Annotated in this window: 30 protein-coding genes; 7 read left to right on the top strand and 23 right to left on the bottom strand. The window is 36.1% G+C overall.

All coding sequences use genetic code 11. From position 1 onward, the window contains the following. Nucleotides 1–20 precede the first annotated feature (20 nt). The 14 genes from ACR9EA_RS06365 to ACR9EA_RS06300 form a co-directional block, all read right to left on the bottom strand. Nucleotides 21–587 carry a hypothetical protein gene (locus ACR9EA_RS06365; RefSeq protein ID WP_435138856.1) on the bottom strand — a complete coding sequence of 189 codons (567 nt, stop codon included), beginning with the start codon at nucleotides 585–587 and terminating at the stop codon, nucleotides 21–23. Further along, on the bottom strand, nucleotides 526–1,065 hold the full coding sequence (locus tag ACR9EA_RS06360) for a hypothetical protein (protein ID WP_435138854.1): 540 nt from the start codon (nucleotides 1,063–1,065) through the stop codon (nucleotides 526–528). The genes ACR9EA_RS06365 and ACR9EA_RS06360 overlap by 62 nt, the downstream gene beginning before the upstream one ends. A 16-nt stretch (nucleotides 1,066–1,081) precedes the next feature. Then, nucleotides 1,082–1,369, bottom strand: a complete 288-nt coding sequence (locus ACR9EA_RS06355; protein ID WP_435138852.1) for a hypothetical protein — start codon at nucleotides 1,367–1,369, stop codon at nucleotides 1,082–1,084. Then, entirely contained in the window at nucleotides 1,369–1,620 is a 252-nt protein-coding gene (locus tag ACR9EA_RS06350; RefSeq protein ID WP_435138850.1) for a hypothetical protein, read from the bottom strand. The genes ACR9EA_RS06355 and ACR9EA_RS06350 overlap by 1 nt, the downstream gene beginning before the upstream one ends. A gap of 72 nt (nucleotides 1,621–1,692) precedes the next feature. Then, complete coding sequence (locus tag ACR9EA_RS06345; protein WP_435138848.1) at nucleotides 1,693–1,986, bottom strand: hypothetical protein; 294 nt, start codon at nucleotides 1,984–1,986, stop codon at nucleotides 1,693–1,695. Further along, nucleotides 1,983–2,135, bottom strand: coding sequence for a hypothetical protein (locus ACR9EA_RS06340; protein ID WP_435138846.1), 153 nt, complete (start codon nucleotides 2,133–2,135; stop codon nucleotides 1,983–1,985). The genes ACR9EA_RS06345 and ACR9EA_RS06340 overlap by 4 nt, the downstream gene beginning before the upstream one ends. Then, the gene (locus ACR9EA_RS06335) at nucleotides 2,135–2,803 is read right to left on the bottom strand and encodes a hypothetical protein (protein WP_435138844.1); all 669 of its coding nucleotides are present in this window, start codon (nucleotides 2,801–2,803) and stop codon (nucleotides 2,135–2,137) included. Before ACR9EA_RS06335 ends, ACR9EA_RS06340 begins: the two co-directional genes overlap by 1 nt. Then, nucleotides 2,804–2,944 carry a hypothetical protein gene (locus ACR9EA_RS06330; protein WP_435138842.1) on the bottom strand — a complete coding sequence of 47 codons (141 nt, stop codon included), beginning with the start codon at nucleotides 2,942–2,944 and terminating at the stop codon, nucleotides 2,804–2,806. It abuts the gene before it with no gap. After that, nucleotides 2,934–3,248: a hypothetical protein gene (locus ACR9EA_RS06325; RefSeq protein WP_435138840.1), complete on the bottom strand. Its 315-nt coding sequence runs from the start codon at nucleotides 3,246–3,248 to the stop codon at nucleotides 2,934–2,936. The genes ACR9EA_RS06330 and ACR9EA_RS06325 overlap by 11 nt, the downstream gene beginning before the upstream one ends. A gap of 19 nt (nucleotides 3,249–3,267) precedes the next feature. After that, nucleotides 3,268–3,921, bottom strand: a complete 654-nt coding sequence (locus ACR9EA_RS06320) for an AAA family ATPase (RefSeq protein WP_435138838.1) — start codon at nucleotides 3,919–3,921, stop codon at nucleotides 3,268–3,270. Between the two features lie 3 nt (nucleotides 3,922–3,924). Further along, nucleotides 3,925–4,884, bottom strand: a complete 960-nt coding sequence (locus ACR9EA_RS06315) for an AAA family ATPase (RefSeq protein WP_435138836.1) — start codon at nucleotides 4,882–4,884, stop codon at nucleotides 3,925–3,927. A 7-nt stretch (nucleotides 4,885–4,891) separates the two neighbouring features. Further along, a complete protein-coding gene (locus ACR9EA_RS06310) occupies nucleotides 4,892–5,095 on the bottom strand; it encodes a hypothetical protein (RefSeq protein WP_435138834.1) in 204 nt (67 codons plus the stop codon). Between the two features lie 4 nt (nucleotides 5,096–5,099). Continuing rightward, nucleotides 5,100–7,211: a hypothetical protein gene (locus ACR9EA_RS06305; protein WP_435138832.1), complete on the bottom strand. Its 2,112-nt coding sequence runs from the start codon at nucleotides 7,209–7,211 to the stop codon at nucleotides 5,100–5,102. 5 nt (nucleotides 7,212–7,216) lie between these two features. After that, nucleotides 7,217–7,756 carry a hypothetical protein gene (locus ACR9EA_RS06300; protein WP_435138830.1) on the bottom strand — a complete coding sequence of 180 codons (540 nt, stop codon included), beginning with the start codon at nucleotides 7,754–7,756 and terminating at the stop codon, nucleotides 7,217–7,219. 104 nt (nucleotides 7,757–7,860) lie between these two features. Here ACR9EA_RS06300 and ACR9EA_RS06295 point away from each other — a divergent pair, with 104 nt between their 5' ends. The 4 genes from ACR9EA_RS06295 (at nucleotide 7,861) to ACR9EA_RS06280 (ending at nucleotide 11,930) form a co-directional block, all read left to right on the top strand. Then, the gene (locus ACR9EA_RS06295; protein ID WP_435138828.1) at nucleotides 7,861–8,637 is read left to right on the top strand and encodes a LexA family transcriptional regulator; all 777 of its coding nucleotides are present in this window, start codon (nucleotides 7,861–7,863) and stop codon (nucleotides 8,635–8,637) included. A 595-nt stretch (nucleotides 8,638–9,232) separates the two neighbouring features. Then, nucleotides 9,233–9,679, top strand: coding sequence for a DUF4870 domain-containing protein (locus ACR9EA_RS06290; RefSeq protein WP_435138826.1), 447 nt, complete (start codon nucleotides 9,233–9,235; stop codon nucleotides 9,677–9,679). A 138-nt stretch (nucleotides 9,680–9,817) separates the two neighbouring features. Continuing rightward, on the top strand, nucleotides 9,818–10,162 hold the full coding sequence (locus tag ACR9EA_RS06285; RefSeq protein WP_435138824.1) for a PadR family transcriptional regulator: 345 nt from the start codon (nucleotides 9,818–9,820) through the stop codon (nucleotides 10,160–10,162). After that, on the top strand, nucleotides 10,155–11,930 hold the full coding sequence (locus ACR9EA_RS06280) for a PspC domain-containing protein (RefSeq protein WP_435138822.1): 1,776 nt from the start codon (nucleotides 10,155–10,157) through the stop codon (nucleotides 11,928–11,930). The genes ACR9EA_RS06285 and ACR9EA_RS06280 overlap by 8 nt, the downstream gene beginning before the upstream one ends. Before the next feature lie 166 nt (nucleotides 11,931–12,096). Here ACR9EA_RS06280 and ACR9EA_RS06275 read toward each other — a convergent pair whose 3' ends face one another. From ACR9EA_RS06275 to ACR9EA_RS06250, 6 genes are all read right to left on the bottom strand, one after another. Next, entirely contained in the window at nucleotides 12,097–14,253 is a 2,157-nt protein-coding gene (locus ACR9EA_RS06275) for a prolyl oligopeptidase family serine peptidase (protein ID WP_435138820.1), read from the bottom strand. A gap of 126 nt (nucleotides 14,254–14,379) precedes the next feature. Next, nucleotides 14,380–15,342 carry a thioredoxin-disulfide reductase gene (gene trxB / locus ACR9EA_RS06270; protein ID WP_435138818.1) on the bottom strand — a complete coding sequence of 321 codons (963 nt, stop codon included), beginning with the start codon at nucleotides 15,340–15,342 and terminating at the stop codon, nucleotides 14,380–14,382. A gap of 214 nt (nucleotides 15,343–15,556) precedes the next feature. Next, nucleotides 15,557–15,760, bottom strand: coding sequence for a hypothetical protein (locus ACR9EA_RS06265; RefSeq protein ID WP_435138816.1), 204 nt, complete (start codon nucleotides 15,758–15,760; stop codon nucleotides 15,557–15,559). A gap of 4 nt (nucleotides 15,761–15,764) precedes the next feature. Then, the gene (locus ACR9EA_RS06260) at nucleotides 15,765–16,112 is read right to left on the bottom strand and encodes a hypothetical protein (protein ID WP_435138814.1); all 348 of its coding nucleotides are present in this window, start codon (nucleotides 16,110–16,112) and stop codon (nucleotides 15,765–15,767) included. A gap of 3 nt (nucleotides 16,113–16,115) precedes the next feature. Beyond that, the gene (locus ACR9EA_RS06255; protein WP_435138812.1) at nucleotides 16,116–16,445 is read right to left on the bottom strand and encodes a YtxH domain-containing protein; all 330 of its coding nucleotides are present in this window, start codon (nucleotides 16,443–16,445) and stop codon (nucleotides 16,116–16,118) included. A gap of 277 nt (nucleotides 16,446–16,722) precedes the next feature. Further along, the gene (locus ACR9EA_RS06250; RefSeq protein WP_435138810.1) at nucleotides 16,723–17,424 is read right to left on the bottom strand and encodes an NUDIX hydrolase; all 702 of its coding nucleotides are present in this window, start codon (nucleotides 17,422–17,424) and stop codon (nucleotides 16,723–16,725) included. Between the two features lie 156 nt (nucleotides 17,425–17,580). Here ACR9EA_RS06250 and galK point away from each other — a divergent pair, with 156 nt between their 5' ends. The 3 genes from galK to ACR9EA_RS06235 are packed head-to-tail and all read left to right on the top strand — an operon-like array spanning nucleotide 17,581 to nucleotide 22,403. Next, a complete protein-coding gene (gene galK, locus ACR9EA_RS06245) occupies nucleotides 17,581–18,732 on the top strand; it encodes a galactokinase (RefSeq protein ID WP_435138808.1) in 1,152 nt (383 codons plus the stop codon). A 16-nt stretch (nucleotides 18,733–18,748) separates the two neighbouring features. Beyond that, nucleotides 18,749–19,768, top strand: coding sequence for a UDP-glucose--hexose-1-phosphate uridylyltransferase (locus ACR9EA_RS06240; RefSeq protein ID WP_435138806.1), 1,020 nt, complete (start codon nucleotides 18,749–18,751; stop codon nucleotides 19,766–19,768). 22 nt (nucleotides 19,769–19,790) lie between these two features. Beyond that, nucleotides 19,791–22,403 (top strand): hypothetical protein, encoded by a 2,613-nt coding sequence (locus ACR9EA_RS06235; RefSeq protein ID WP_435138804.1) that lies wholly within the window; start codon nucleotides 19,791–19,793, stop codon nucleotides 22,401–22,403. Nucleotides 22,404–22,411: 8 nt separating this feature from the next. Here the strand turns inward: ACR9EA_RS06235 and ACR9EA_RS06230 are convergent, their stop codons facing one another. The 3 genes from ACR9EA_RS06230 to ACR9EA_RS06220 all read right to left on the bottom strand — a co-directional run bounded on the left by ACR9EA_RS06230 (nucleotide 22,412) and on the right by ACR9EA_RS06220 (nucleotide 26,479). Continuing rightward, nucleotides 22,412–23,671 carry an asparagine synthetase B gene (locus ACR9EA_RS06230; RefSeq protein ID WP_435138802.1) on the bottom strand — a complete coding sequence of 420 codons (1,260 nt, stop codon included), beginning with the start codon at nucleotides 23,669–23,671 and terminating at the stop codon, nucleotides 22,412–22,414. Nucleotides 23,672–23,806: 135 nt separating this feature from the next. Further along, the gene (gene dnaB / locus ACR9EA_RS06225; RefSeq protein ID WP_435138800.1) at nucleotides 23,807–25,357 is read right to left on the bottom strand and encodes a replicative DNA helicase; all 1,551 of its coding nucleotides are present in this window, start codon (nucleotides 25,355–25,357) and stop codon (nucleotides 23,807–23,809) included. 168 nt (nucleotides 25,358–25,525) lie between these two features. Further along, nucleotides 25,526–26,479, bottom strand: a complete 954-nt coding sequence (locus tag ACR9EA_RS06220) for an acetyl-CoA carboxylase carboxyltransferase subunit alpha (protein ID WP_435138798.1) — start codon at nucleotides 26,477–26,479, stop codon at nucleotides 25,526–25,528. Nucleotides 26,480–26,525: the final 46 nt, after the last annotated feature.

Below are 26,525 nucleotides of genomic sequence, written 5' to 3'. Positions count from 1 at the left end.
TAGCGTCTAACATCTAGCATCTACTTATAAAACTTTCTTGAAGTGCTTCTGGTTCTAACAATTTCCTCGTTACTGCGTTCTATATGACGGATGGTATTTTTAACGCGTTCGTCGTAATTGGTGCTAAAATTGGCGTGCTTCTGGGTTTCGCTTTGGCTTATAGATTGCGACACAATTGCCAACTCCCTACGTTTTGCATAGTCTTTTACATGCTTTAAAATGCGAGCTGGAGTAAGGTTTAAAGTATCGGCTTCTTTAATCTCGTAGCAAATGGCCAATATATCTTCTAGTTTTAACTGGCGATACTCGTAATTTGCTAAAAGCTCTTCGGCTATTACGTTGGCCTGTAGTTCTGGTAACACTTTTGCAAAATACATGCTGGTACCTATAAACATATTGCACACGCAACGTTTAACAAGAGCCTCCCCGCCTTCCCGCTTGCTTAATATGCCCAAAGAATTTGTACGGGCGTTTACAGCTCTGGTAAGGTTCATGCCTGCGTAATGTTTTACTACGGCTGTATTGCTATAATTGGACACTGCTGTTAGCTCCAGAAGCGAAGGTGTTATTTTGTTGCTTAATTGCATGGATGATAATGTTTAATTTGGAGTTGATATACTTTAAATCGGTATTGTTTTGGTGAAATTCGGGTAGCGTATTCCATTTAGATAGAATAACCCGCCAAAGCTCTAGGGCTTCGTTATCGTTACCGCCGTGTAGTTTTTGCAGATAGCCTATTATTTGCTTTAAGGCCTTACCGTCTGCCCCTGTAAACTTGGGTTCCAGTTGGGCGTACTCGCTATAAAAGTGTAGCCACTCGTCCAGAAACTTCGTATACAGGCTTTTTTCTTGGGTGATTATGGTGTAATTTACTTTGTTCTCGAAAGCCTTATTGAAGTCGCCAAAATCGTCCTCGTGGCGTGGCACTATACGCCCAATTTGGCGCAACATGGCATTATCTAACTTACCGCGCAGGTGTTCCAGCTTTCTAAACTTTTTATCGCGATAGGTGGCTTTTAAATGGGTGTTGGTTTCTACGATTTCTATGTTGTAATGGTGCGTCATGCTAATGTATTGGGGGTTATAAACATTCTGTATACGATGTTAGCACTTGCCCACAATCGTTACAAAGGGTATTTATGGTTTCGCAGTTTACGGCTATAGTTTGTACAACATCGGTAGTACCGCCTTTGTGCTTGCAGTTAATGGGTACTATTGATTGATGGTCTGGGGCAATATTGTCGTTCCAGTAATTGTTATAGTTAAACGGATCTAAATCATCCAAACTATAACGGTATTTCAGGATAAACAATCCAAAAAGGGCTAGACATACCAGAATAGCCCCTATGGTTAACACAAAGTTTAACATTATTGTACTTGGGTTTGGTTAAAATAAACAGGCTTCTTTTCTTCGAACTTTACTGGCGATATTACTATAAAGGCTCGCGATTTGCCGTTTAAAGGGTACATGTAGTACTTATAGAATCCTGGACTGTTTTTTACGGGTTCCCGTTTTTCTACCATAACACCTGTCACGGTGTTTTCTGTTTTACGGGTTGCTTTTGGGGCTGCACAATGGCATAAGGTTAACAGACTAATTACTACTACTAATTTTTTCATAATTTTGAATTGATTTTTGAATTAAACTTATTTTAAGGTTTACCCGCGTTATTGGCGTAACGCGGTTTTTTTTTAATACTTTTTGGCGACCATCTGTTCTAAGGCCGTTATTACTTTACTTAGCTCTTCGCGCTCCATAACCTGCAAAGGTTTTAACACAGGCGATTGCCCTGATGGGCTGGTACCACGCAACCACTTATCTAGGGCCCCGAGATTTGCGACTTCTTTACCTGTTCTAGGATGCCTTTTACTCCACCCGAACTGAATGCACAGACTTAAAATGTAATTGTGCTGTCCGTTGTTCTTGTCGTAAAACGACCATAAGGTGTATTTTTTAGAGGGTAATGCCTTGGCGTATGCTGTCATGATATACTTTTTAAATGTTTATGAAATGCTTTTTCCTCGGCGGCGTTTAGTTCTACTCTTGCTATCCAGTTGCCGTTATTATCGCGTTCTACAACCTTGTTATTCACGAATAACTGATCGTCGTTAAGTGGGCTTATAATTACTGCCATTACACCGAAAATCTGAAGGTTAATTTTTTAGGCACGCCGTCTACATCTATAAACTTCCAACCGCTTACATACATGCTGTTTTGGGTGCGGATTTGGGCATTGAAAATGATGTCTAAACCATCGTCGAAACGATCGTCGTTAAATTCATCCTTTAACTTGCTTAGTTCGATAATCTTACTTGGGTTAAGCATCCCCGTTTTAGCATTTGGTTTTAAAAAGGTATCAACCGCCTTGGCTAGTTTAAGCGTGTTCTGGTCGTTATTACCATCTGATAGCGATTTAATAAACTCTTTAATCTTGGTAACACCTGCCGCCTCGGTACCGTCGAACTTAATGGTAACATTATGGCCTATGGTAATGCTAGCCGATCCGTCGGGTAAGGTAGATGTGTGGCTGTCTTGCGCTTCGTTGCCGTACACCTGTTCTTTAATGGCTTTTATAGGCTCGAAATCTTTAAACAGGGTTTCTATTAAAATAGCTGTAATATCGTTGTGGTGTATTAACTTATCGATGTTACGGGTTACAAACTCGCTAGATAATTCTTTATACGCCTTACGGTCGTTCTTTACACGCTCTTTTTCGGCTTTTTGGGCGTTGGCTAATTGTTTCATAAGCGCCTCTTTGTCGGCTGCTGATAGTTGGGTGATGTCTAAAGTTGAAGTACTCATTTAATAATTATTTGAAAATGTTAATTGTTCTACTAATTTGCTGCGCTCGTTATATTTTGTGGTGTAATGTGGGTGGTTGCGATTGTTATCCAGCCAAAAATTAAGTTCATCGATCTTGTTTTCGATTTGTTTATGCGTCATAAGCTTTTTTTATTAGTGGTTTAGAGAATAGCTGATAAATACCGTGTACACTTTGCTTATAAAAGTTGAGTGCGGTGTCTGGATCCAGTTGTAAGTGATAGTCTTTAACCTGATCTACAAAGTCCTTTTCGAGTTCGGACAATTGTTTGTACCACCAGTTAAACAATGGTGTACAGGTTAACACCTTTTGTAAAGATTTGCGGTTTTTGGCCTTGGTGCAGCACCAGTTAAAATATAGGTCTAAAACCAATTGATAATACTGGTCTGCGTTAAGCTGTAAGCTTGTTAATACTTGTTTTTTCATGGGTTTGTTGATTAAATGATTATGATGCGCCACGAAGCTTGTCGTAGCCTTCTTGATATATAATGTATTGGCCGCCATTAGGCCCTATGGTTCTACCTTGGCAAACGGCTAGATAGCCGGAAACAAAAATTTTCATTTTAGCATTGTAGCGAATAGACTTTTCAAACTCGGTTCTTGGGTTCTTACCCTCTGCCTGCCCTACTATAATTAAGATGATGTTCTTTTTGGTTATTAGCTTTCGCAAGGCCAAATACTCATCCCAATTGGTTGTAATGTCCTTAATGGAGTCTATAATCACCACCTTAGGCGGGTTGCGCTTATTCAGGTACGCCATAAGTTCTGCATAGGTGTAACTTTGGGTGTGAAAATGCTGTTCTACTTCGTTCATGCTAAAAAGTTCGGTTCTATCAATATATTCTGCATCGTCTGGCTCTTCCTCACATAGATTGTATAGGGTTTTATGTCCTAACATGGCCAGAGCTTTAGCAAGCTGCATTAAAAAACTACTCTTACCGCTGCCCGAATTGCCCCATACAAACCAAACGCCACGATCTTGCGGGTTACCAAAGGCGTCGTAAAAAACACCATCCCACGACAGGCGGTTAACTTTTTGATTTTGGATATTTGCAACGGTAAGAGCTTTTTTAAGTTTAGGTTCTGGAGCTATTGTCAATTCTTATACTGCGTTAAAGAGTTCTACTTGATTTATGTTAAGTACCTTTTTTACCAAGGCCAACGATATAGGCACTTGCAAACGGTCTGCTTCTCGCATACACGGTACGAGTACATCGTGAAGCTCACCGTAGTTTTCGCATTCGGAACGTAAAAACTTTACTAACTCTTTATCTTCAATGTCTTTTAAAAACAGTTTAAAACTCTTATCAATAGAAGGTAAAAAGCGAACACCAAACTTTATACGGCGGTATAATTGCGGTATGCCCTTAGCATCCTTTTTACGCAGCTTATCTATTTGGCTGGTTAATTGCTCGGTGCCTATTAGTACTATACTACAATACTTGTCTAGGTAATCGTAAAACTCTTTTATAGAGCAAAGCGCAGAAACTTTTAAATACTCGCTTTCGTCGAATATTAACTGTGGCTTTTTACCGTAGTTATACAGCATTTTTAACGATGCTGCAATGTCTCTAATCTTGGCGCTTTTATGTTTTGCAGGCGGTACTTTTAAAGCTGCACAAACTTTTTCCAGCAATCCGTTTAAGGTATCTTCACTACCAACTTTTACATGAAATACATCGGCAGGATGTTTTTTGGCATACAGGCTAATGGCGTGAGACTTACCAGAACCAGTAACACCAACTATTAATCTTGTGTAGGCATGTTGGCGCGCCTCTTCTAGAGTGGCAATCATTTGGGTTAATTGTGGCGTAGGGCGGTTAATCCAGTAGCGTTTTTCTGTAGCATAGTCTAACAACTCTGCCAGCTTCATAAAATGCTTATTAGGAATATCTCCTGTGTTTCCTTTACCAGCATCGTAGGTAAACACCCCTTTTAAGATGCTTGTTATATACTCTTTGCGTACCCCTGTGCGGTCGCTAACAATGGTTTGACTTATAGCATGCAGGTTAATATATTCCTGTAGTTTATGGGCGATATCTTGTTTTTGTTCTTGTGTCATGTTGCTATTAAATGCAGGTTTCTAATTCTTGAATGGCTTCGTTAAGGGCTTCAACGCTGTTGGCTATTTTTGCAGTTTGGCTTTCGTATTCTTTACCTTTTTTGCTGTTATACCAAGCGTCTGTTCGTTTAAGGGCTGCTGCATCTCGTTTTTCTGTTTTTTCAATAAGTTCTTCACGTACTTTAAGGAGTTTTTTTAGTTGGGGTTTCATTAGTTTAATCGAGGTAATCGTTAATATTTACTTTATCGGAGTAATACTCCAGTTGTTCGTCTAAAAATGATTTTTGTTGTTTTACGTTGTCTTTGTTAGCTTGTTTTAAAGCCAGTTTCTGAGCCTTTTCTTGCGTTTTTAAACGCTGTTTAGACTTGTGGTTCTTGTGTTGTCCTACACTATCGGTAAGTAAATGTTTAGCTAGGGTATCGTTTAATTCGGGTTGGTCTAAGAACGACTCTAACAAGCGGGCGTTATCCGATCGCTCTTCGATAATCATTTGTTCTACGGATTTATTGAAGTTTCGTACCCGTTTAAGTTCAACATCATCGGCTTCCGTTCTATTAGCCAATGCCATAGGCTGTACATACTTTTGATCTAACATAAAGCGTTCTTTCCCGCAGGATGATACAGCCAAAACCTTAGATAGATCGTTAATATCATACTGAATACTCCAATCTTTATCGGCATGGTGACGGAAATTGATATCGAAACTATCGTAAGCGTATTTCTCACCATGTATGGTTAACAACAAACCTTCTCCACGAAGTTTGTTTGTATATCCTGTGTTGTCCCCAAAAGTTAATAAGTAACTTTCGTGAGCCATTAAAGACTTATTCTTTTCTAAAGTGTTCAGCCAATTTTTAGCATACACTTCTCCCTGCTTATTACGCTCTGCATGGATTATAGATGTTATTTGCTTTATACAGCCTTCTTGATCTGGAAACTGTTTTTTAATCTTGTTTAAGTATTCGCTATTTGGCTGGTTTTTAGAACCGCTATTTGTGTTGTGTCCAGACCAGTTATTTAACAGCTTACAATACTTTTTATTGATTTGATTAAAATAAGGTTCTATCTTTTTGGCCTTCGCATTACCTACAGAAGCAGGAGATATTTTTTTAGTAATTTCTTTATACGTGCTTTTTAAGGTTTTAAAAGCGTAGTTATCCATTTGAAGCTCATAAGGCATATAGAAGTCTCCAAACAACTCACGAGCATGCTGCATAGCATTTTGTAACGCCGACTTGATAAGCTCTGGTGTTTCATGTGTACCAATAGCATAACCAATTGGGTAATTATTAAAAGTATCTAAAACAACTACCACAGTTAAACGGTTATGGTAAGTAGTTACAGAATGCCCCTTATCGTTAATAGTTGTTTTTTGGTAAAGCAGCTCTACATCCCATCCATCGAGCGTCCAATACAGCATTGGTGTATCTGGATTAGTACGGGTGTTTTGCATTAACACATTATTTTTTAACGACTTCACGCCGTTACGGGCTGCATGAGCTATTATGTTCTTTTCTTTTTTACGGTTAGAAACCGTCATTGCTGTAATGGTTTTCCAATCCATTTTTTCCGCCACCGTATTATAAAGCGTACAGATTAACTCATTATCTAAATTGGTATGCTTGTAAATAAGTTCGTCTAAGAATACTTTTTGTTCCTTTTCTGTAACCTTCTTAGCATTACTGTTTTGAAGCTTCCCAGAAATAAGAGTTTTATACGCATTTTGTTTAGATAGATTTAATGCTTTGGCATAAGCTGTGGCTTTACGGCGCAAACCGTCTTTACTAGCAGGTAAGGTGTGCGCTACCTCGCGAAAGGCGTTAACATCGTTACTTAAAGACTGCCATATATCTAACTTGGTATATCCCAAAGCTTTTGCATAGTCTTTACGGTTGTTTTTCATTTCGATAACCGTATTTAAAACAGATGCGTTATAGGTGTACTCTTCTACTAACTTTAAATCAAGTTTTTTCTCGTTACTGTCGCCATAGCGGTGAGCTACATAAAAATCGAAAGCACCACGGTCTGAAACATAATGTTTAGCAAACCAGCTCTTTTTAATTTCATCTTTAGGATTGCCGAATTTTGTAGTAATGGCATCTTTCCAATCTCTTGATAAAGAGGAAAACAATATTAAAGCCCCACCGCCCCAAGATCCATTACGCAATTGCGTTTCTGTACAGTTTTTACTGTCCATGCGATGCTTTAAAGCTCTATAAGAAATAAGCCCTAAAGAGTTTTTATGCGGTTTCTTATCAGTTGTAAGAAACTTGATCTTTACGCCTAACTTATTGTCGTATGTTACAAATGGAGTTTCTTGGTTCATAGTGCTTAGTTTTTCTTACTAAGGATTTGAAGAATAGCCTCTGATCTGTGCGCAAATGGGTGGTTATAGAATTGCTCTACGTTATACTCTTTAATAATCTCCAATATATTAGGTAAATACCCCAATGAGCAGTCGGTAATGAGATACTTAACCTTGTCTGTCTTTAAAATGTCTTTAACAAACAAAAAAGCCTTAGCATCCATTTCCTCTAAAGAATCGTAAACGATATGATGATTTTTTTTATTGGTGATGAGTACAACCAATAAACGTCCTGACTTTGCTACAACAAGATCTAATACAGCAAAACCTTCAGGCAACCCGTTAATAGTTCTTACTAATTGTTTCGACTTGAAAGACTCAATTAGAGCTTCTCTGTTTTCTACAATCTCCTTCATTCCTGTAACAGCATCCTCTTTACCTCTCTTGAAGCGCATACGAGCCGCATGGCTATCTAAATCAAGTAATTGCCCCAACACGATGTAATCGCCTTTTACTATCTTGCTATTTAATTGAGCTTTTAGCTCTAGGATTTCCTCTTCTTTCATATATTTGATTCTGTTCGTTTGTGAGAACAAATATATAAACAAATTGCGGATATTAACAAGAAAAAATACGCATTATGAGTATAAATTTTGACAAATCTTTGATTTTGAATAAAATAAAATCGCATTATAACTTTAAATCTGATGCCGAATTTGCAAGATATTTGGGTATTAAGCCTCAAACATTAGCATCTTGGCATACAAGAAACACTTATGACAGCGAACTATTATACTCAAAATGCGTAGACATCAATCCCGAAATTCTACTTACTGGAGAAGGTGACTTAGTTAAAACAGGACTTCCAGCCGTTAACGAAGAGAATAAGCCTTATACAAATGGCAACATGCCTAAACTAATTACTGTAGACCATCAAGGCGAAGAGAATATTATCCTGGTTCCTGTATCTGCAAGAGCAGGATATTTAAAAGGCTATGGCGACCCTACTTTTATAAGTTCTCTTCCTACATACCGCTTACCCAGACTCACCAACGGTACTTTTAGGATGTTTGAAGTAAAAGGGCAAAGTATGATACCGACGTTACACGATAGATCTATTGTAGTTGGTGAATGGGTTGAACACTGGACCAACATTAAAGACAACCAAGTGTATATCGTGGTTACAGATGAAGGTGTAGTAGTGAAACGAGTACTTAACCGTTTAGAAAAATACGGCAACTTATACTTGAAAAGTGATAATAGATCGGAATACCCGTCTTATACTGTTACCCAAAATGAAATAAAGGAAGTATGGAAGGTAAACCTTGCCATGATTTTCGAGCTTCTGGACCCGTCTACAATCTTTGATAGAGTCAACGATTTAGAGGCAGAAGTCTTTAATTTAAAGGATAAATTCGCAAAAACCACAGCTAAAAACACTAAATAGCTGATTATCAATATTAAATAAATTTATTAAATGTTCTAGGGGTACTCTTAACGCTTTAAATTGTGTCTTTTCCTGTACTTCTACAACATTTCGGGGTAATCCTGATAATGTTTTTTACAGTAAATATTACACCCTACGTTACACCCTACACTTCACCCTATGCACTTTTTTGGATGAATTCAAAAAATCCATTTTCATCAATTATCACGTAATAAAAAAGCATAAAAAAAACCCTCAAACCCCTTATTTAACTAGGGATTGAGGACTAAAGTCACAATAATTTTTAATTCTTGTTTAATTCTTTTTTAAAAAGTCGGTAAAAAGACGGTAAACGCCAGTATTTGGGCAAGTGGTAAAATTGTCTTAAAATACCCTAAAACAGCCAAAAACCCTTATTTTACAAGGCTTTCAAGCTTATTAAGGTTAAAATGTTTTTTGGGCAAAACGTTTTTTGGGGGGTAATGAAACACTAAATGTATTGAAAAAAATCAGTTCGGCATATTGTTAATATTATGTTAAATTACACTACTATGTTTTGCATAATACCTTTTTTTAGACATATATTTGCATAAGAAACTATTATATACTTTTAAAAATGTTAGATAACCACCAAAAAAATATCGCCACTTTTATTCATTTATCTACCTTCTCTAGATTTATTTTTCCTTTAGGAAATTTTATCGCGCCATTGGTATTATGGATTGCCAATAAGGATAAATCTGAATTTATAGATAAACATGGTAAAGAAGCCATCAATTTTCAAATCAGTATTTTATTGTACGCTATTATTTTAGGTATGATAACCGTGCCATTTTTCTTATTTAACATTTTTAGCGGTTTAGACTTTATAGACATTAATCTGTTTGATAATATTCAGATTAACATTGGCAAACCTTCTCCGCTACTCTATATAGGAGGTGCTTTGGGCGGTCTAGCCATTATAGGCTTTATAATAGAATTGGCTTTAATTGTAAGAGCCAGTTTAAAAGCTAAAGACGGGTTAGATTACCAGTACCCATTAACAATACATTTCATCAAATAAAAAAAATCAATCAACCATCATCAATCAATCAAAAAATGAACAGTTTAAAATTAAAATGCATTAAAACATGATTCACGTATTTTTAAATCCAATTACTCAATCAAAGTGTCTTAGCAAGACCTTTAAATACATTACAAAATGAAAATAGAGAACACAAAAGCACAAATGCGAAAAGGTGTTTTAGAATATTGCATTTTATCTGTATTAAAAGATGAAGACGCTTATGTTGCAGAAATTCTAGACACTTTAAAAGACGCCAAAATGCTGGTAGTAGAAGGTACCATTTACCCTTTGCTTACCCGTCTTAAAAATGCCGGACTCCTAAATTACCGTTGGGAAGAATCGACCTCTGGACCACCAAGAAAATATTACGGATTAACCGAAACAGGAAAATTATTTTTAAGTGAATTAAACACCACTTGGAGCGAATTACAACATGCAGTAAACCTAGTAACACGTCAAAAAAACAACAGCAATGAATAAAACAGTCAACATAAATTTAGCAGGTATATTCTTTCATATCGATGAAGATGCTTACCAAAAATTACAACGCTATCTCGAGGCTATTAAACGTTCATTTACAGACTCTCAAGGCCGCTCCGAAATCATTTCGGATATCGAAGCCCGCATTGCCGAACTATTTAACGAGCGCGTGAAACACGATAAGCAGGTAATTAGCAGCAAAGAGGTAGACGAAGTTATTTCTATTATGGGCCAACCCGAAGATTACCTGGTAGACGACGAGATTTTTGAAGACGAACCTGTAGCCGAGAAACGCACAAAATCGTCTAAAAAGTTATACCGAGATACGAGTAACTCTTACATTGCTGGTGTAGCTGCCGGTTTAGGACATTATTTAGGTATAGACGCCATTTGGGTGCGCTTAATTTGGATTTTATTAACCTTAGGGTCTGGCGGAACTTTTATACTTATTTACCTATTGTTTTGGATTTTAGTTCCAGAAGCAGTTACAACTGCCGAAAAACTAACCATGCAAGGCGAAGTAGTTAATATTAGTAATATTGAAAAAAAAATTAAAAAAGGATTTGAAGATGTTTCCGATACCGTTAAAAATGTAGATTACGAAAAATATGGCAATAAGGTTAAGTCTACTTCTAAGTCTTTTTTCGATACCATTGGAGATATCATTATGTTTTTCCTAAAATTATTTGCCAAGTTTATAGGTATACTTTTAGTAATATTTGGAGCGCTATCCATATTTGCATTACTTATTAGCTTATTATCGTTAGGAAGCTCATCCTTTTTCCACCCCTGGTGGATGGATTATCCAGATGCATTAAACACCACGGGATTACCTATCTGGTTGGGATCGTTACTCGTGTTTTTCACCTTTGGTATTCCTTGTTTTTTCATTTTATATTTAGGACTTAAGATACTTATAAACAACTTAAAATCTATTGGTAACATTGCAAAATTCACTTTACTTGGTGTTTGGCTAATCTCTTTAATAGGGCTTATTACCATAGGCATTAAGCAAGCTACAGACCATGCTTTAGAATCTGTAGTTAGTAAAAAAGAAAAATTAATCTATAATACTAACGATACCCTACGTATAAAAATGACCACCAACACAAAGTTTAAACGCCATATAAACCGTGGGGGCGATTTTAAAATTGTGTATAACGATAACGACGAAAAAGTTATTTTATCTAACGATATTCGCCTTACTATTAGATCGACTAAAGACAGTGTGGCTAACATACAAATAGATAAAGAATCTAAAGGCCAAAATTATTTAGTCGCTAAAGATCGTGCCGAAAAAATTCTGTATAACTACAGTTTACAAAACAACGAACTTTTATTGGATAGCTATTTGTTAACCGACTATGCCAATAAATTTAGAGAGCAAGAAGTTGAAGTAATTTTATACCTTCCAGAAGGCAGCTATGTAAATTTAAATAAGAATACCAGATCGTTTTTAAATTACTACAACTCGTCTAATAATTTAATATCTAGTAATGAAGCTAGTTATACCGTGAAAATTTTAAACGATGCTATTGAATGTATAGATTGTCCTGAAATTCTTGAAGAAGATTACGACGACGAGGGTTATATTGATTTAAATATAAACGACGACAATGGTTCTGTAAAAATAAATAGCGAAGGCGTTAAGATAAAAAGCGACGAAGTAGATATTCAAATAGGTAGCGAAGGTGTAAAAGCTAAAAGCGAAGATGTTCATGTAGATATTAACGAAAACGGCATTAACATTTCGTCCGAGACTCACTAATAATCATTCATCAATCAAAAACAATCAATCATCATGGAAACTTTTGTTAAACTTATTGCCACAATAATTATAGATATACTGTGCTAACCAAAAACCATCACTAACGTTAACCTAACTAATCCATTATAAAAAACCGAAGCAAAATTATTGCCTCGGTTTTTTTTATTTAATCTTTTAAAGGTTCTTTCATTACAAAATCTGGGTGCCCCGACTGCCAATAAAAGAATGAAAAAATATTAGAAAAATCGTTTAACCTTTGCGTTAGCGTAGTACGGCCTCCATGTCCTCCATCAAAATTAGTATAAAATAAAACTGGTGAATCCCCTGCATTATCATGTTGCATTTTGGCCGCAAATTTAGCTGGTTGCCAAGCAATTACTCGAGGATCATTCATACCGGCTGTAATCAACATAGCAGGGTAATCTGTACCTTCCTTTAAATGTAAATACGAGTCCATTTCCAATAAACCTTTAAATTCTTTAGGGTCCTTAACAGTTCCAAACTCTGGTGTATTTACTGGACCGTTAGGTGTTTCTTCCATACGTACCGTATTCATACATCCTACCATAGGTGCTGCGGCAGCAAATAAATCTGGTCGCTCTGTAATGGCCCTACCAACAAAAATACCACCAGCACTTCCTCCAAAAATCGAAAGCTTATTTGCAGAAGTGTATCCCTGATCTATTAAATACTCTGCCGTGGCAATACCATCTTTCCATGTGTTAGGCTTGTTTAATTTTTGCCCCGCCTTATGCCAAGCATCTCCAAGCTCACCGCCACCGCGAACATGCGGTACAACCAGAATACCATCGTACAATGTATAAGCAAGCGTTATCGGACTAAAAAACGGCTCGGTAGAAATACCATAAGAACCATAACTGTAAATTACTGCTGGATTTTCTCCATCTAATGTTAAATCCTTTTTGTGAATAATAGACACTGGTACCATTACACCATCATGCGATTTTACCATAACTTCCTTTGCAACTAAATCTTCGAGTTCGGGATATTCTACAGGAGTTGACAAAGGTTGATAGGTAAATGTATCAGATTTTGGGGTATACAAATAACGTTTATCTGGAGAAGTCCATCCCGAAATATTAATCCAAATTTCTCCATATTCTGGACCTCTTGCCCCAATATCGGCTCTTCCTGCTGTAAACGGTAGCTTCAATTGTTTAGCCGTGGTATTGCCTTTTTCTAAAAAATAAACATTAGCCTCTACTCCATTTTTTACTGTAGCATAGTATAAACCATCTTTTGTAAGCTCAAAACCAGTTATTATTTCATCTGGCGATTCTTTAATAACAATCTCCGCATCAGAAAATTGAGGGGCATTTAGAGCGGATTTGACTATTTGATAATTAGGTGCATTATAATACGTTAAATAATATACCTCGTTATCCATTACTTTCATGTTTATCACATTATCGTCTCTAGATATAATGGGTTCCCAATCTTTATTGGTGTTTTCAACAAAAATTCTTTTGTTTTTATCTACAGACTCAACATTCAAAAACTTTTTATCGGCCTCTTTAGAATACATAATAAAAGGATACTCTGAAGCCATCATGCCTAATGGAGAAAAATTTGCTTTAGAAAAATAAGTTTGATCTTTAGACTGTTTAGTACCTACACTATGTACATAATTAGATAAGTACAATTGACGATTTACATCTTTTAAATCGGCCGAATTTATTTTTATATAACAAAATTCATTACCAGAAGGTAACCAAGACACCCCTTCTGCTAGTTCCAAAACTTCTGGATATTGTTCGCCATTTGCTTTAAAAATTAAAACATCGGGGTTTTCCGATCCATTGGCTGCAACGCTAACAGCTATTTTATCACCTTTGATATTTGGAGTTATAGATGAAATAACATACGTCTGCCCTTCTTCTTTCTTGTACTGCGTGGGGTCGAAAAACAATACCTCTTTACCTTCGTAGCCCTTACGTTTGTACATTTTACTTATCTCCTCACCCGGTATGCGCTTTAAATAATAATAGGTATTGTCGTCTGCAATTTCTAAGTATGAAATTGAAACAGATCGTCGCTCCAACAGTTCTTTCATTTTGTTAAACAAGTCCTGTTTACCCGAAATATTATTTAATACAGCTTCGGAATAAGACGCATTGGCTTTCATCCAGGTAATAACCTTATCATCATTTAAATTTTCTAGATACTGATAGGGATCATTTACAGTGACATCAAAATAAGTGTTGGTAACATTTTTTTGAGGAAGAAGTTCAGGTTTAACCGTTTGTTGCGCTTCAGCAATTACGGTTAGCAAAAAAAGCATAGCATAAATCATTTTTTTCATAATGCATCAATTTATGAGTTAGTAATATGCTATTAACCAATAAAATTTCTAAGAGGAAGCCCCAAGATACAAAAAAACCGAAACAAATGCTTCGGTTTCAATGTTTTATAAAATATAATTTAAGATCTAGCCTTCAACCTCTACTTCTTTAGCTGCTAAATAACGCTCTGCATCAAGTGCTGCCATACATCCTGTACCTGCTGCCGTAATGGCTTGTCTGTACACGTGGTCTGCTGCATCTCCCGAAACAAATACACCTTCTATATTGGTTTTTGAAGTTCCTGGCTGATTGATAATGTAACCTGTTTCATCGAGCTCTAAAAAGTCTTTAAACACATCGGTATTTGGTTTATGCCCAATAGCTACAAAAAATCCTGTTGCTGGAATTTCAGTAATTTCGTTTGTTTTGTTGTTTTTCACTTTAACGCCTGTAACCACTTGCCCGTCTCCTACAACTTCTTCGGTTTCAGTGTTAAAAAGAATCTCTATATTCTCGGTTTTTTTAACTCGGTTCTCCATAATTTTAGACGCTCTAAACTCGTCGCGTCTTACCAACATGGTTACTTTTTTACAAAGTTTAGATAGATAATGTGCTTCTTCGCAAGCCGAATCTCCAGCTCCTACAATAACAACTTCTTGATTTCTATAGAAAAATCCGTCGCATACTGCGCAGGCAGAAACACCACCTCCTAATTGTAAATATTTTTGTTCGGAAGGTAAACCTAAATATTTAGCCGATGCACCTGTAGAAATAATTACGGTTTCGCAGTGAATTTCTTGCGTTTCGTTTACCCAAACTTTATGGATATCGCCAGAAAAATCAACTTTAGTTACCCAACCGTCGCGAATATCCGATCCAAAACGTTTGGCTTGTTCCTGCAATTGAATCATCATTTCTGGTCCTGTAATACCATCTGGGTATCCTGGGAAATTTTCAACATCGTTAGTTGTTGTTAATTGTCCACCTGGCTGCATACCTTGGTATAACACTGGAGCCATGTTTGCTCTTGCGGCATAAATAGCGGCTGTATATCCAGCTGGGCCAGATCCTATAATTAAGCATTTTACTTTTTCGATTGTATCAGACATAACTTTATTATAATTTTAATACTAACAAAAGTAGAATTTTTAATACAATCCTTACAGAATTAGTTATTAAAAGTTATTATCATGTTATAATGTCTTTTATTGTTAGAACTATATAGAAATAGTTGCCAATTAAGAACTTTAAAACACGTAATTGACTAAAAAAGCAATGAATGAAAAATAGAAATTCTTTTTTGTAAAGTGAAGCTCCTAAAGTTTATCGCCATAATTTTTTAAACAGAGCAAATGCTCCGTATTTAAAACCAATACTCAAGGCAGATTGCACCCAATTAACAGGTTGAAGGTCTTCCTTAACCTGACCTTTTAAACCTCTCATTTCTTCCCAAGCAATTTTACGCTCTAAATCTAAGCGCTTCAGTTCGTATTCGACTTCTTTAAATGTTTTAAAATCTTTTTTCATAGGTTTAGTCGAAGAAATTATGAGACATTTTTTCTATAAATTTATTGTCTATGCGATGTCTTAGCAGATAAATTATAATCGCCAGAAGTAAAAACAATCCGCCAACAATTAATGTGCCCCATACCATATTGTTTAACCAATACCCTATAGCTATGGCTAAAGAAACGGCAAAAAATAAAAATGCAATAAATAATACCGAACCTATAAGTAAAATTTTACCTAACAGGCTCATAGAAACTGTTACTTGCTGAAATATTTTTAATCTAACATATTGGTGAGACGATTCTAAATACCGCTCACCAATATGTTTAGCTTTATTTGAAGTCTCATTTAAAGATTCAAAAACACTCATATATTATGATTTTTGAAATTTCTTATTCTGAGCTTTTAAATCGGCTAATTTTTTTTCTAAGCTAGAAATAACATCCTCGGCTTTATGGCTTGCACTTTGTACAATACCATCTAATTGCTCGTCTAAAGTTACTTTTTTAGACTCCATACTGCTAGACACTTTATCCTTTAAGTCGGTTGCAGTTTCGCTAAATTTATCTCTAGCCGCAATAGCTTCGTCTGTTAAGCGTTGTCTTGTTTTACTTCCCTTGTCTGGTGCATAAAGTATCCCAAATAAGGCACCTATGGCTGTACCGGCTAATAGCCCCAAAACGGTATTACTACTGTTGCTCATAATGTTACTGTTTAAATGATTAAATATTATTGATTTTTTTCTAGTTCTACATCAAATTTAAGTAATATAAAACCTAATAGCTTCACTAAAATTACAATTTTAAGTTAAACAATTCTAATAATTTCTTAATAAAGACGACTCCTTTATGTTTTTGTGGTATCTACTTAATTATTCCTTTACAAAATCGATTAACTCATTAAAAGTAAAAAATACTTTTAAAAGGTAAAAAGTACTTAAAATCGACATTTTGTAAACTAAAATCTGGCGTAATTTGTAATTAAATCTCAAAGTGAAATCCAGAGTTTACCAGTTTTTTATAATTACTGGCATTAAATCTGTATAAAAATGCTCCGCGTTTTGAGCTTGTTTTATCTTTTTCCTGTAGCTTTTCTAGCACTTTTAACGATAACACTTTCTTTCTAAAGTTACCAGCATCTAACTTTTTTTGATAGATAGCCTCGTACAAGCTTTGCAATTGGGGTATAGTAAATTTTTCTGGCAAAAGTTCAAAACCTATGGGCTGATATTTTGCTTTGCGTTTTAACTTTTCTAAGGCATCGCTTACCATAAGATTATGGTCTAAAGTTAATTGAGGCACTTCGTCTATATTACACCAATAAGCACCGTGTTTTTCAACTAATTCTTTGTCGTGATCATCAATACGGATTAACGCATATTGCGCTATAGATATACAGCGCGCTCCTTGATCTCTATCCACTCGCGTATACGTTTTTAACTGCTCGAAAAACACATGGTCTAAACCTGTAATTTGTTTTAAAACCCGCTTCGCTGCTGTGTTATCATCTTCATCCAATTCTACAAAGCTTCCAATTAACGACCAATCCCCTTTGTCTGGCTCTACACGCCTTTTAAAAATAAGAAGCTTAATATCACCTTTATCAAACCCAAAAACAATACAGTCTGAAGCCACATACATTTTATCGTTCGATGCATAATAATCTATTTGTTGTTTCACCATATTATTTTAAACTAGATGGTTTATTTTGTGTGCACAAACCCACACGAAAAGGATTTATCAAAATAAAAGTTAAAAATAATAAAAGTATAATTTACTTTTATTATTTTTAACTACTTTTTTAAACTATACTTTTTGAGCATATAACTGCATGATAAAATGAAAAATGAATTAATAAACACCATTATCCAATCTTTTAAAAACACGTTTAAAACCAAACCTATAGTCGTATTCTCTCCTGGGCGCATTAATGTAATAGGAGAACACACCGATTATAATGATGGTTTTGTATTTCCTGCGGCAATAGATAAAGGCATTGCTGCCGCCATTGGTAAATCGGAAAATGATTTTTGCACAGCCGTAGCTTACGATTTAAACGAATCTTACGAATTTACACTCGATCACGTAACGCCTTTAAAAAATGGAGGGTGGCGAAATTATGTTATTGGCGTAGTCGCAGAAATTCAGAATTACGGAAAAACTGTACCGCCATTTAATATTGTTTTTGGAGGTAATATCCCTGAAGGCGCAGGTTTATCGTCTTCCGCTGCATTAGAAAACAGCGTCGTATTCAGTTTAAATGCCTTATTCGATTTGGATTTAACTAAATCTGAAATGATTTTAATTTCGCAAAAAGCAGAACATCATTTTGCTGGAGTTAAATGCGGTATCATGGATCAATATGCTAGTATGTTTGGTAAAAAAAATCAGGCGTTACTTTTAGATTGTAGAACTCAAGAAGCAACTCCCTTTACTATTAATTTTAAGGATTATCAATTATTATTAATTAATACAAATGTAAAACATGATTTGTCTGAAGCCGCCTATAACGACAGACGACATGTTTGCGAAGATGTTAGTAAACGCTTAAATGTAAAAGCACTACGCGATGCCACGGCTGCCGATTTACAAAACATTAAAGGAGATATAAGCGAAGAAGACTATCAAAAAGCATTGTTTGTAATTCAGGAAAACAACCGCGCTTTAGAGGCTGTTGAAGCTATGAAAGCTAACGAATTAGAACACTTAGGAGCCTTACTTTACGGGTCGCATGATGGTTTGCAAAACCAATATCATGTAAGTTGCCCTGAACTGGATTTTTTAGTTGATTTCGCTAAAAGTAATCCGAGTTTTATCGGTGCAAGAATGATGGGCGGTGGTTTTGGCGGCTGTACTATTAACATTGTAAAACAATCCGATTTAGAAGATATTAAACACACTTTATTACCTCTTTACAACAAAGCTTTCAGGAAAGACTGTTCGTTTTACGACGTAAATTTATCGGAAGGCACACATTTAATCGAACACTAAAAGCAATACTTATTCCATGACAAATCATATTCAAGATTATTCACACAAACGATTAAACATCCTAACTGGCGAATGGGTGCTAGTTTCTCCCCATAGAGCCAAAAGACCTTGGCAAGGCCAGAATGAAGACGTTGTAGATGATAATAGGCCGAGTCACGATCCATCTTGTTATTTATGTTCTGGGAATACCCGTGCCAATGGCGAAAAAAATCCCGATTATGAAGACGTATTCGTTTTTACCAACGATTTTGCTGCACTTCAAAAAGATTCCGAGGTATTTTCTGTTAACGATGGCTTATTTCAAGCCAAGAGCGAGCAGGGTATCTGCAAGGTAATTTGTTTTAGTCCAGACCATTCCAAAAGTTTAGCAAACATGTCGGTTAATGCCATACATAAAGTAGTGAAAACCTGGCAGCACGAATACAAAACTTTAGGTGCAATGGATTTGATTAACTACGTACAGATTTTCGAAAATAAAGGTGCCATTATGGGCTGTAGCAACCCGCACCCGCACGGACAAATCTGGAGTCAATCTACCTTACCTAACGAAGTTTTAAAAAAAGACACGCAACAACTTCAATACTACAAAACACATAATGCAACGCTTTTATCAGACTATTTAAAACAGGAATTAGAAGCCGGCGAACGTATTATATATCAAAACGATCACTTTGTGGTTGTCGTTCCGTTTTGGGCAATTTGGCCTTTCGAAACTATGATTATTCCTAAGCAAGCTCAAAATAATATTTCACAAATGAGCGAGATTGAAAGCGAAGCTTTTGCCGATGCCATATCTGTAATTACAAAAGCTTACGATGGCTTATTCAATATTTCGTTTCCGTATTCAAGCGGTATTCACCAAGCTCCAACAAGTGCTGGAGACCATTCGCATTGGCATTGGCACATGAGTTTTTATCCGCCTCTTTTAAGAAGTGCAACAGTTAAAAAATTCATGGTAGGTTACGAAATGTTTGGTTCGCCACAACGCGACATCACAGCAGAATCTACTGCTAAAACTTTAAAATCGCTGCTTTAAAACTTATCATTTACAACAAACAATGTCTTTACTATATCTGCAAACAGTATTCAAAAAACCGTTTTATTACTTTTTTTACATCGTAATATACTTAAGTTTTTGTATTGGATCAGCCCAAAATAACAATGCTTCAGTATTTGTAGATAGTAAAGGCATTATGCGTTGGAGCAACTCCAATACAGAAGTAAAAGGTTTTGGTGTTAATTACACCGTACCTTTTGCACACGCTTATAGGTCGGCGCAACGATTGGGTATGAACCCTAAACAAGCCATAGATAATGATTTATATCATTTCTCTAAACTCGAATTCGATTTATATAGGGTGCATGTATGGGATACGGAAATTAGCGATGTTAACGGTCACCTTTTAAATAATGAACATTTAGATGCTTTCGATTATTTGATAGCTCAATTCAAGGCAAAAGGCTTTAATTTTGTAATTACTCCCATAGCCTTTTGGGGCAATGGCTGGCCAGAACCCGATACAGATTCCCCAGGTTTTTCGCATAAATATGGTAAGGCCGACTGTTTAACCAATCCAGAAGCCATAAAAGCCCAAACTCAGTATTTAAAAGAATTCCTTAACCATGTTAACCCCTATACAGGTATTGCTTATAAAGATGAAGGTCGCATTATTGCATTCGAAGTTAGTAACGAGCCTCACCATTCTGGGAAGGCTTCCGATGTAACGCATTTTGTAAAAACCATGGTAAACGCCATAAAGCAAACCGGTACAACAACTCCTGTTTTTTACAATATTAGTCACGGTGTGCATTTTGTAAACGACTATTTTAAAGCGGGTATTCAAGGAGGAACCTTTCAATGGTATCCTACTGGTTTAGGTTACAAACAGGAACTTTTTGGCAACCTGCTACCTAATGTTAACGATTACAACATTCCTTTCAATTCCGAGATACAAAAGCATCATGGTGCAAAACTGGTTTACGAATTCGATGCAGCCGATGTTAGCAAATCTTACATCTACCCTGCCGTGGCAAGAAGTTTTAGAACTGCAGGTATTCAGGTCGCCACACAATTTGCTTACGACCCCACTTTTTTAGCCAATGTAAATACTGAATATAATACGCATTATATGAATCTGGTTTACACACCGCAAAAGGCATTGAGTTTAAAAATTTGTTCTAAGATCTTTCATGAGGTCCCTTTGTATTCAACTTTTGGAGTTTATCCAAATAATACTTCTTTTGGGAACGTGAGTATTGATTATGAAAAAGATTTAGCTGAATACAATAGTAATTCCACGTTCATTTATACCAATACCACAACTACGGTCCCAAAAAACGCATCCGATTTAAATGAAATTTCTGGTTTTGGAAATTCTTCAGTTGTAAACTACTCGGGAACGGGAGCTTACTTTTTAGATAAACTGGATTCTGGTATTTGGCGTTTAGAAGTGCTTCCAGATGCTGTATGGGTTAATGATCCTTTTGGAAAAAATAGTCCCAATAAAACAGTAGCTGTTATCAATTGGAAAACTCAGGACATGCATATTAATTTGCCCAACCTTTCATCAAATTTTAATGTTAAAACCATAAATGCAAATAACACATTTAAAACTACGGTTAGTAATGGGAGTTTTAAAATACGTCCTGGCACATATCTATTACAAAAAAACGATATCAAAAAAACCAAACCACTGCCTGCCCACTTTAAAGGATACAACTTAAATGCATTTTTCGCGCCAGAAACTACCGTAAGCAAAACTTGGTTAAAACACGATCCCGTAATAGAAATAACTGCAGAAACACCTCTAGAACTTTCAGCCCAAATCATATCGCCAGACATTATACAAGCTGTACATATAGAAGGTTATGTAAATCGCACGCGTTTTAAACTGCCAATGTCGCCTAACCAACAATACCTGTACACAACCACGATTCCTGCCGAAAAATTACCTGCTGGTTTTTTAAATTATAGAATAGTAATTACTTTAAACAACAATCAACATATCACCTACCCTTCCGGAACTTCTGGTTTAGCTTCCGATTGGGATGTTGTGGATGTCCCAAACTATACAACAAAAGTGGTTCCTAAAACGTATCCCATACACTTATTTGACGCTTTAAGAGACAGTGAAAATTTAGTGATTCCTTGGCGAAACACATTACAACTATTACCAACAGATGGCTTTAATGAAGCCGAATACACTATTCGTCTGGACTCTCTTTTTAAAACGGATTCCGAAAATTTAAATGCTAAACCTATTTACGATTTCTCTTTTAAACATAATATTTTAGGTAAAATTGAAGGTCGTAAAACCGACCTGAAATCTAAAAAACAAATACTTATAAAAGCGCGTTCGTTAAATACAAGTAGCACAAAGCTTCAACTTGCAATGGTTACTACATCTGGAGCCGCCTACGGACAAACAATTACCTTGACACCGGAATTAAAAGACTATAGCATACAGTTATCCGAATTAAAACCTGTAAAAACAGTAACCCTACCTAGACCTTACCCTAGTTTTTTACCGTATTATTTAGAGCACAATATTACTAATGATTTTGATATAGAAGACGTAGAAAGTTTACAGTTTTCTATAGGTCCAGAATTATCGCGTAAAGAACAATTAATGCCGCAAGCTATTGGCATCGTAAATGTTAGGTTAGACTAAATAACACTTTAGGTTTTTTGCTTTCTCTTTTTAGCTGCAGGAAACAATACATTGTTCAAAATTAAACGATACCCTGGAGATGTAGGATGTAGTTCTAATTCGGTTTTGGGATCGCCTACTTTATGTGTATAATCTTCTGGATCGTGCCCACCGTAAAAGGTAAAAAAACCTTTTCCTTTTATACCATGTATGTATTTCGCCTCTCCGTTACTTTTGTTTTCACCCAAAACGAGTACATTCGATTTTATTTCATCTCTTGTAAAAGCTGTAGTTTGCCCCATAAAGCCTTTTACTAAAGCGGTGTGATTTTGACAAAGCATTGTGGGTACAGGATCCCATTTAGCCGAGAAATCCATTAATGTAAAATAATCGGCTTCTTTAAAAATGCGTCGCTTGCGCGTCATGTCTATCGATGAAAATTCATAAATTCTCGGATCGCGTTCTAAAGTAAAATTGGTAAATGCAAAAGTCTTGTTGTAATCTATTTTATTCTGGTAATTAGCATCGCTGGCATCTCCATCAAACATCGGCTCGCAAATATCTATACCTTCGGCCGACAAAGCAATATCGAACGAATCTGTAGCGCTACACATGGCAAACATAAATCCGCCACCCACAACATAATCTCTAATTTTTAAGGCTACGGCTAACTTCTCTTCAGACACCTTACTGTATCCTAAAGTATTAGCCAAAACCTCTGCGTCTTTTTTATCTTCAATATACCACGCGGCTGTTTTAAAATTATGATAAAACTTTCCAAATTGTCCTGTAAAATCTTCATGATGCAAATGCAACCAATCGTACAACACTAAAGCATCGCTTAGCACGGCTTCGTCGTAAACCGTATCGTACGGAATTTCGGCATAGGTTAAAACCATGGTAACAGCATCATCCCAAGGTAATTTTTCCTCTGGCGTATACACTGCAATTTTTGGTGCTTTTTCTAAAACTACAGCTTCCATATTCTGACTCGGACTTTCTATATGCTTTAAAATACTTTCTGTTTTATCGTTAGACAAAACCTCGAAAGATACACCTCGGATTTGACATTCTTTTTGAATTTCGGCTGTATCTGGCAACAAAAAAGAACCGCCTCTATAATTCAACAACCATTTTACTTTTAATTGTTTACTAAGTGTCCAGTACGTTAAACCGTAAGCTTTTAAATGATTCTTTTGACCTTCGGCATCCATAGGTATTAAAATATAAGATGCGAATGCCGAGTAAGAACACAAAACTAAAAAAAATAAAATGAGTGTTTTTTTCATTATATAAAAATTCGGACCGAATGGGAAAGGTACTTAAATTTTGTAGTGCGTTAAAATGGTTTAAGGAAAATTTAAACAAAAAAGCCTAAACAAATATTGTTTTGCTTAGGCTTTGTATAAGGTTTAATTCTGTATTTAAAACGGTACATCGTTATCGTCGTCGTCATTCATAGCGCTACCAAAGGCATCGGTTGGCGAAGGAAAATGCCCACCTCCACCAGAAGCAAACGGATTATCATCGGTTGGATTACTATTCATTTTACTGTGAAATTCGTAAGGCGAATCGAAATCGTCCAGGTTATCAAACTTACCTAAATGTCCTAAGAATTTCAATCGAATATTTTCTAAACCACCATTTCTGTGTTTCGCAATAATAAACTCGGCTTGGCCTTCGGTTGGTGAACGCTCATCATCATCCCATTCTTCAATTTTATAATATTCCGGACGATAAATAAACGATACAATATCGGCATCCTGCTCGATAGCTCCAGATTCACGAAGGTCTGATAATAAAGGACGCTTACTACCTCCACGCGTTTCAACCGCACGCGATAGCTGAGATAAAGCAATTACAGGTACCATAAGCTCTTTGGCCAAGGCTTTAAGGTTACGAGAAATCATGGAAATTTCCTGCTCTCGGTTTCCGCCGTGACTCGAACCTCCTGTCATTAACTGCAAATAATCGATCATGATTAATTTTATACCGTATTGCGATGACAAACGTCTGGCTTTAGCACGTAAATCAAATATCGATAACGAAGGAGTATCATCTATATACAAAGGCGCTTTTTCTAAGCCTTTTACCTTTACATTAAGTTGCTCCCATTCGTGTTTTTCCAGTTTTCCTGTTCTTAATTTTTCTGAAGACAAACCTGTTTCCGAAGAAATAAGTCGTGTGATTAACTGTACAGAAGCCATCTCTAACGAGAAAAATGCCACAGGAATGTTTTGGTCTACTGCAATATTTCTGGCCATAGACAGCGTTAAGGCCGTTTTTCCCATACCTGGTCGCGCTGCCACGATAATTAAATCTGATGGTTGCCAACCCGAAGTTAATTTATCTAACTTATCAAAACCTGTAGGAATACCACTCAGTCCTTCTTTATTAGAAATTTCTTCGATTTTCTTTTTGGCTTGAATAACCAAATCTTGGGCAGATTCGCTCGATTTTTTAATATTTCCTTGAGTAACTTCGTACAGTTTACTTTCGGCTTTATCTAATAAATCGAATACATCTTGGGTTTCGTCGTAAGCTTCTTCAATAATTTCTGATGAAATTTTTATTAAACTACGCTGAATAAATTTTTGAAGAATAATACGGGCATGAAACTCGATATGTGCCGAAGATGATACTTTTTGAGTTAAAGAAATTAAATAAAAGTCGCCCCCCGCCAAATCTAGCTTAGCATTCTTTTTTAATTGACTCGAAACGGTTAATAAGTCTATAGGTTCGCTATTTTCGAACAGCTGAAAAATCGCTTCAAAAATATATCTGTGCGAATCTTTATAGAACGCATCGGGACTTAAAATATCGATTACTTCGTCTACACCTTTCTTATCCACCATCATCGCACCAAGCACAACTTCCTCTAAATCAGTAGCTTGCGGAGGTATTTTACCACGTTCTAAATTGATTAAAGTGCTTTTATCCACCTTGTAGCCTTGTAATTGATTAGGTTGTTTCATAACTGCGAAAATAGGCAAAAAGCCTTTACATTAAGAAAAAAATGATGGGTTGATGTTAACGATTCTTCAACATTCTAACTGTTAATAACTTACATTTATTGTTAATAACCAAAAAAAAATCTGAAGCGTTTCAACTTCAGATTCTTTAAAAGTCCGTGAATAAATAGTTTAGTCTTTATAGACACCCATATTTTCGTATTTGTCCATACGTTTGTTCACTAAATCTTTTGGTGATAAGTTTTTAAGCTCATCAAACGCTTTTAAAATTGATGCTTTTACGGTTTCGAAAGTTTTTGGTCTATCGCTATGGGCACCCCCTATAGGTTCTTTAATAATTTCGTCTACCAATTTTTGTTTTTTCATATCGGAAGCTGTAAGCTTTAAGGCTTCGGCAGCTTGTTCTTTATACTCCCAGCTACGCCATAAAATAGACGAACAAGATTCTGGAGAAATTACAGAATACCAGGTGTTTTCCAACATTAATACACGATCGCCTACACCAATCCCTAAAGCACCTCCAGAAGCACCTTCACCAATAATTATGGTAATAATAGGCACTTTTAAACGTGTCATTTCTAAAATATTTCTTGCAATCGCTTCGCCTTGTCCGCGTTCTTCGGCTTCCAATCCAGGGTAAGCACCAGGAGTATCTACTAATGTAACCACAGGAATTCCAAATTTCTCGGCCGATTTCATTAAGCGTAAGGCTTTTCTATATCCTTCAGGATTAGACATACCAAAATTACGCAATTGTCTTGTTTTGGTATTAAACCCTTTTTGTTGCCCGATAAACATAAAACTTTGGTCGTCTATCTTTCCTAAACCACCAATCATAGCTTTGTCGTCCTTTACATTACGATCGCCATGTAACTCTAAAAAAGTATCGCCACATAAAGCTTTAATATAATCTAAAGTATATGGTCTATTAGGATGGCGAGACATTTGTACACGCTGCCAAGGAGTTAAATTTTTGTATATATCTTTTTTAGTTGCTATAAGCTTTTTTTCGATCTGCTTACAGGTTTCGGTAACATCTACCTCACTCTCCTTGCCTATAATTTGGCATTTATCTAATTGCTCTTCGAGCTCTTTAATAGGAAGTTCAAATTCTAAATACTCCATACCAATTACGGTTTGTTTTTTTGTTAGCCTACAAATATAAAAACTT

Origin of the sequence: Formosa sp. A9 (assembly GCF_051200825.1) — a bacterium.
GTDB lineage: Bacteria > Bacteroidota > Bacteroidia > Flavobacteriales > Flavobacteriaceae > Formosa.
Note: the sequence above shows the minus strand (reverse complement) of the source record. Positions and strands in the feature narration are given on the sequence as shown.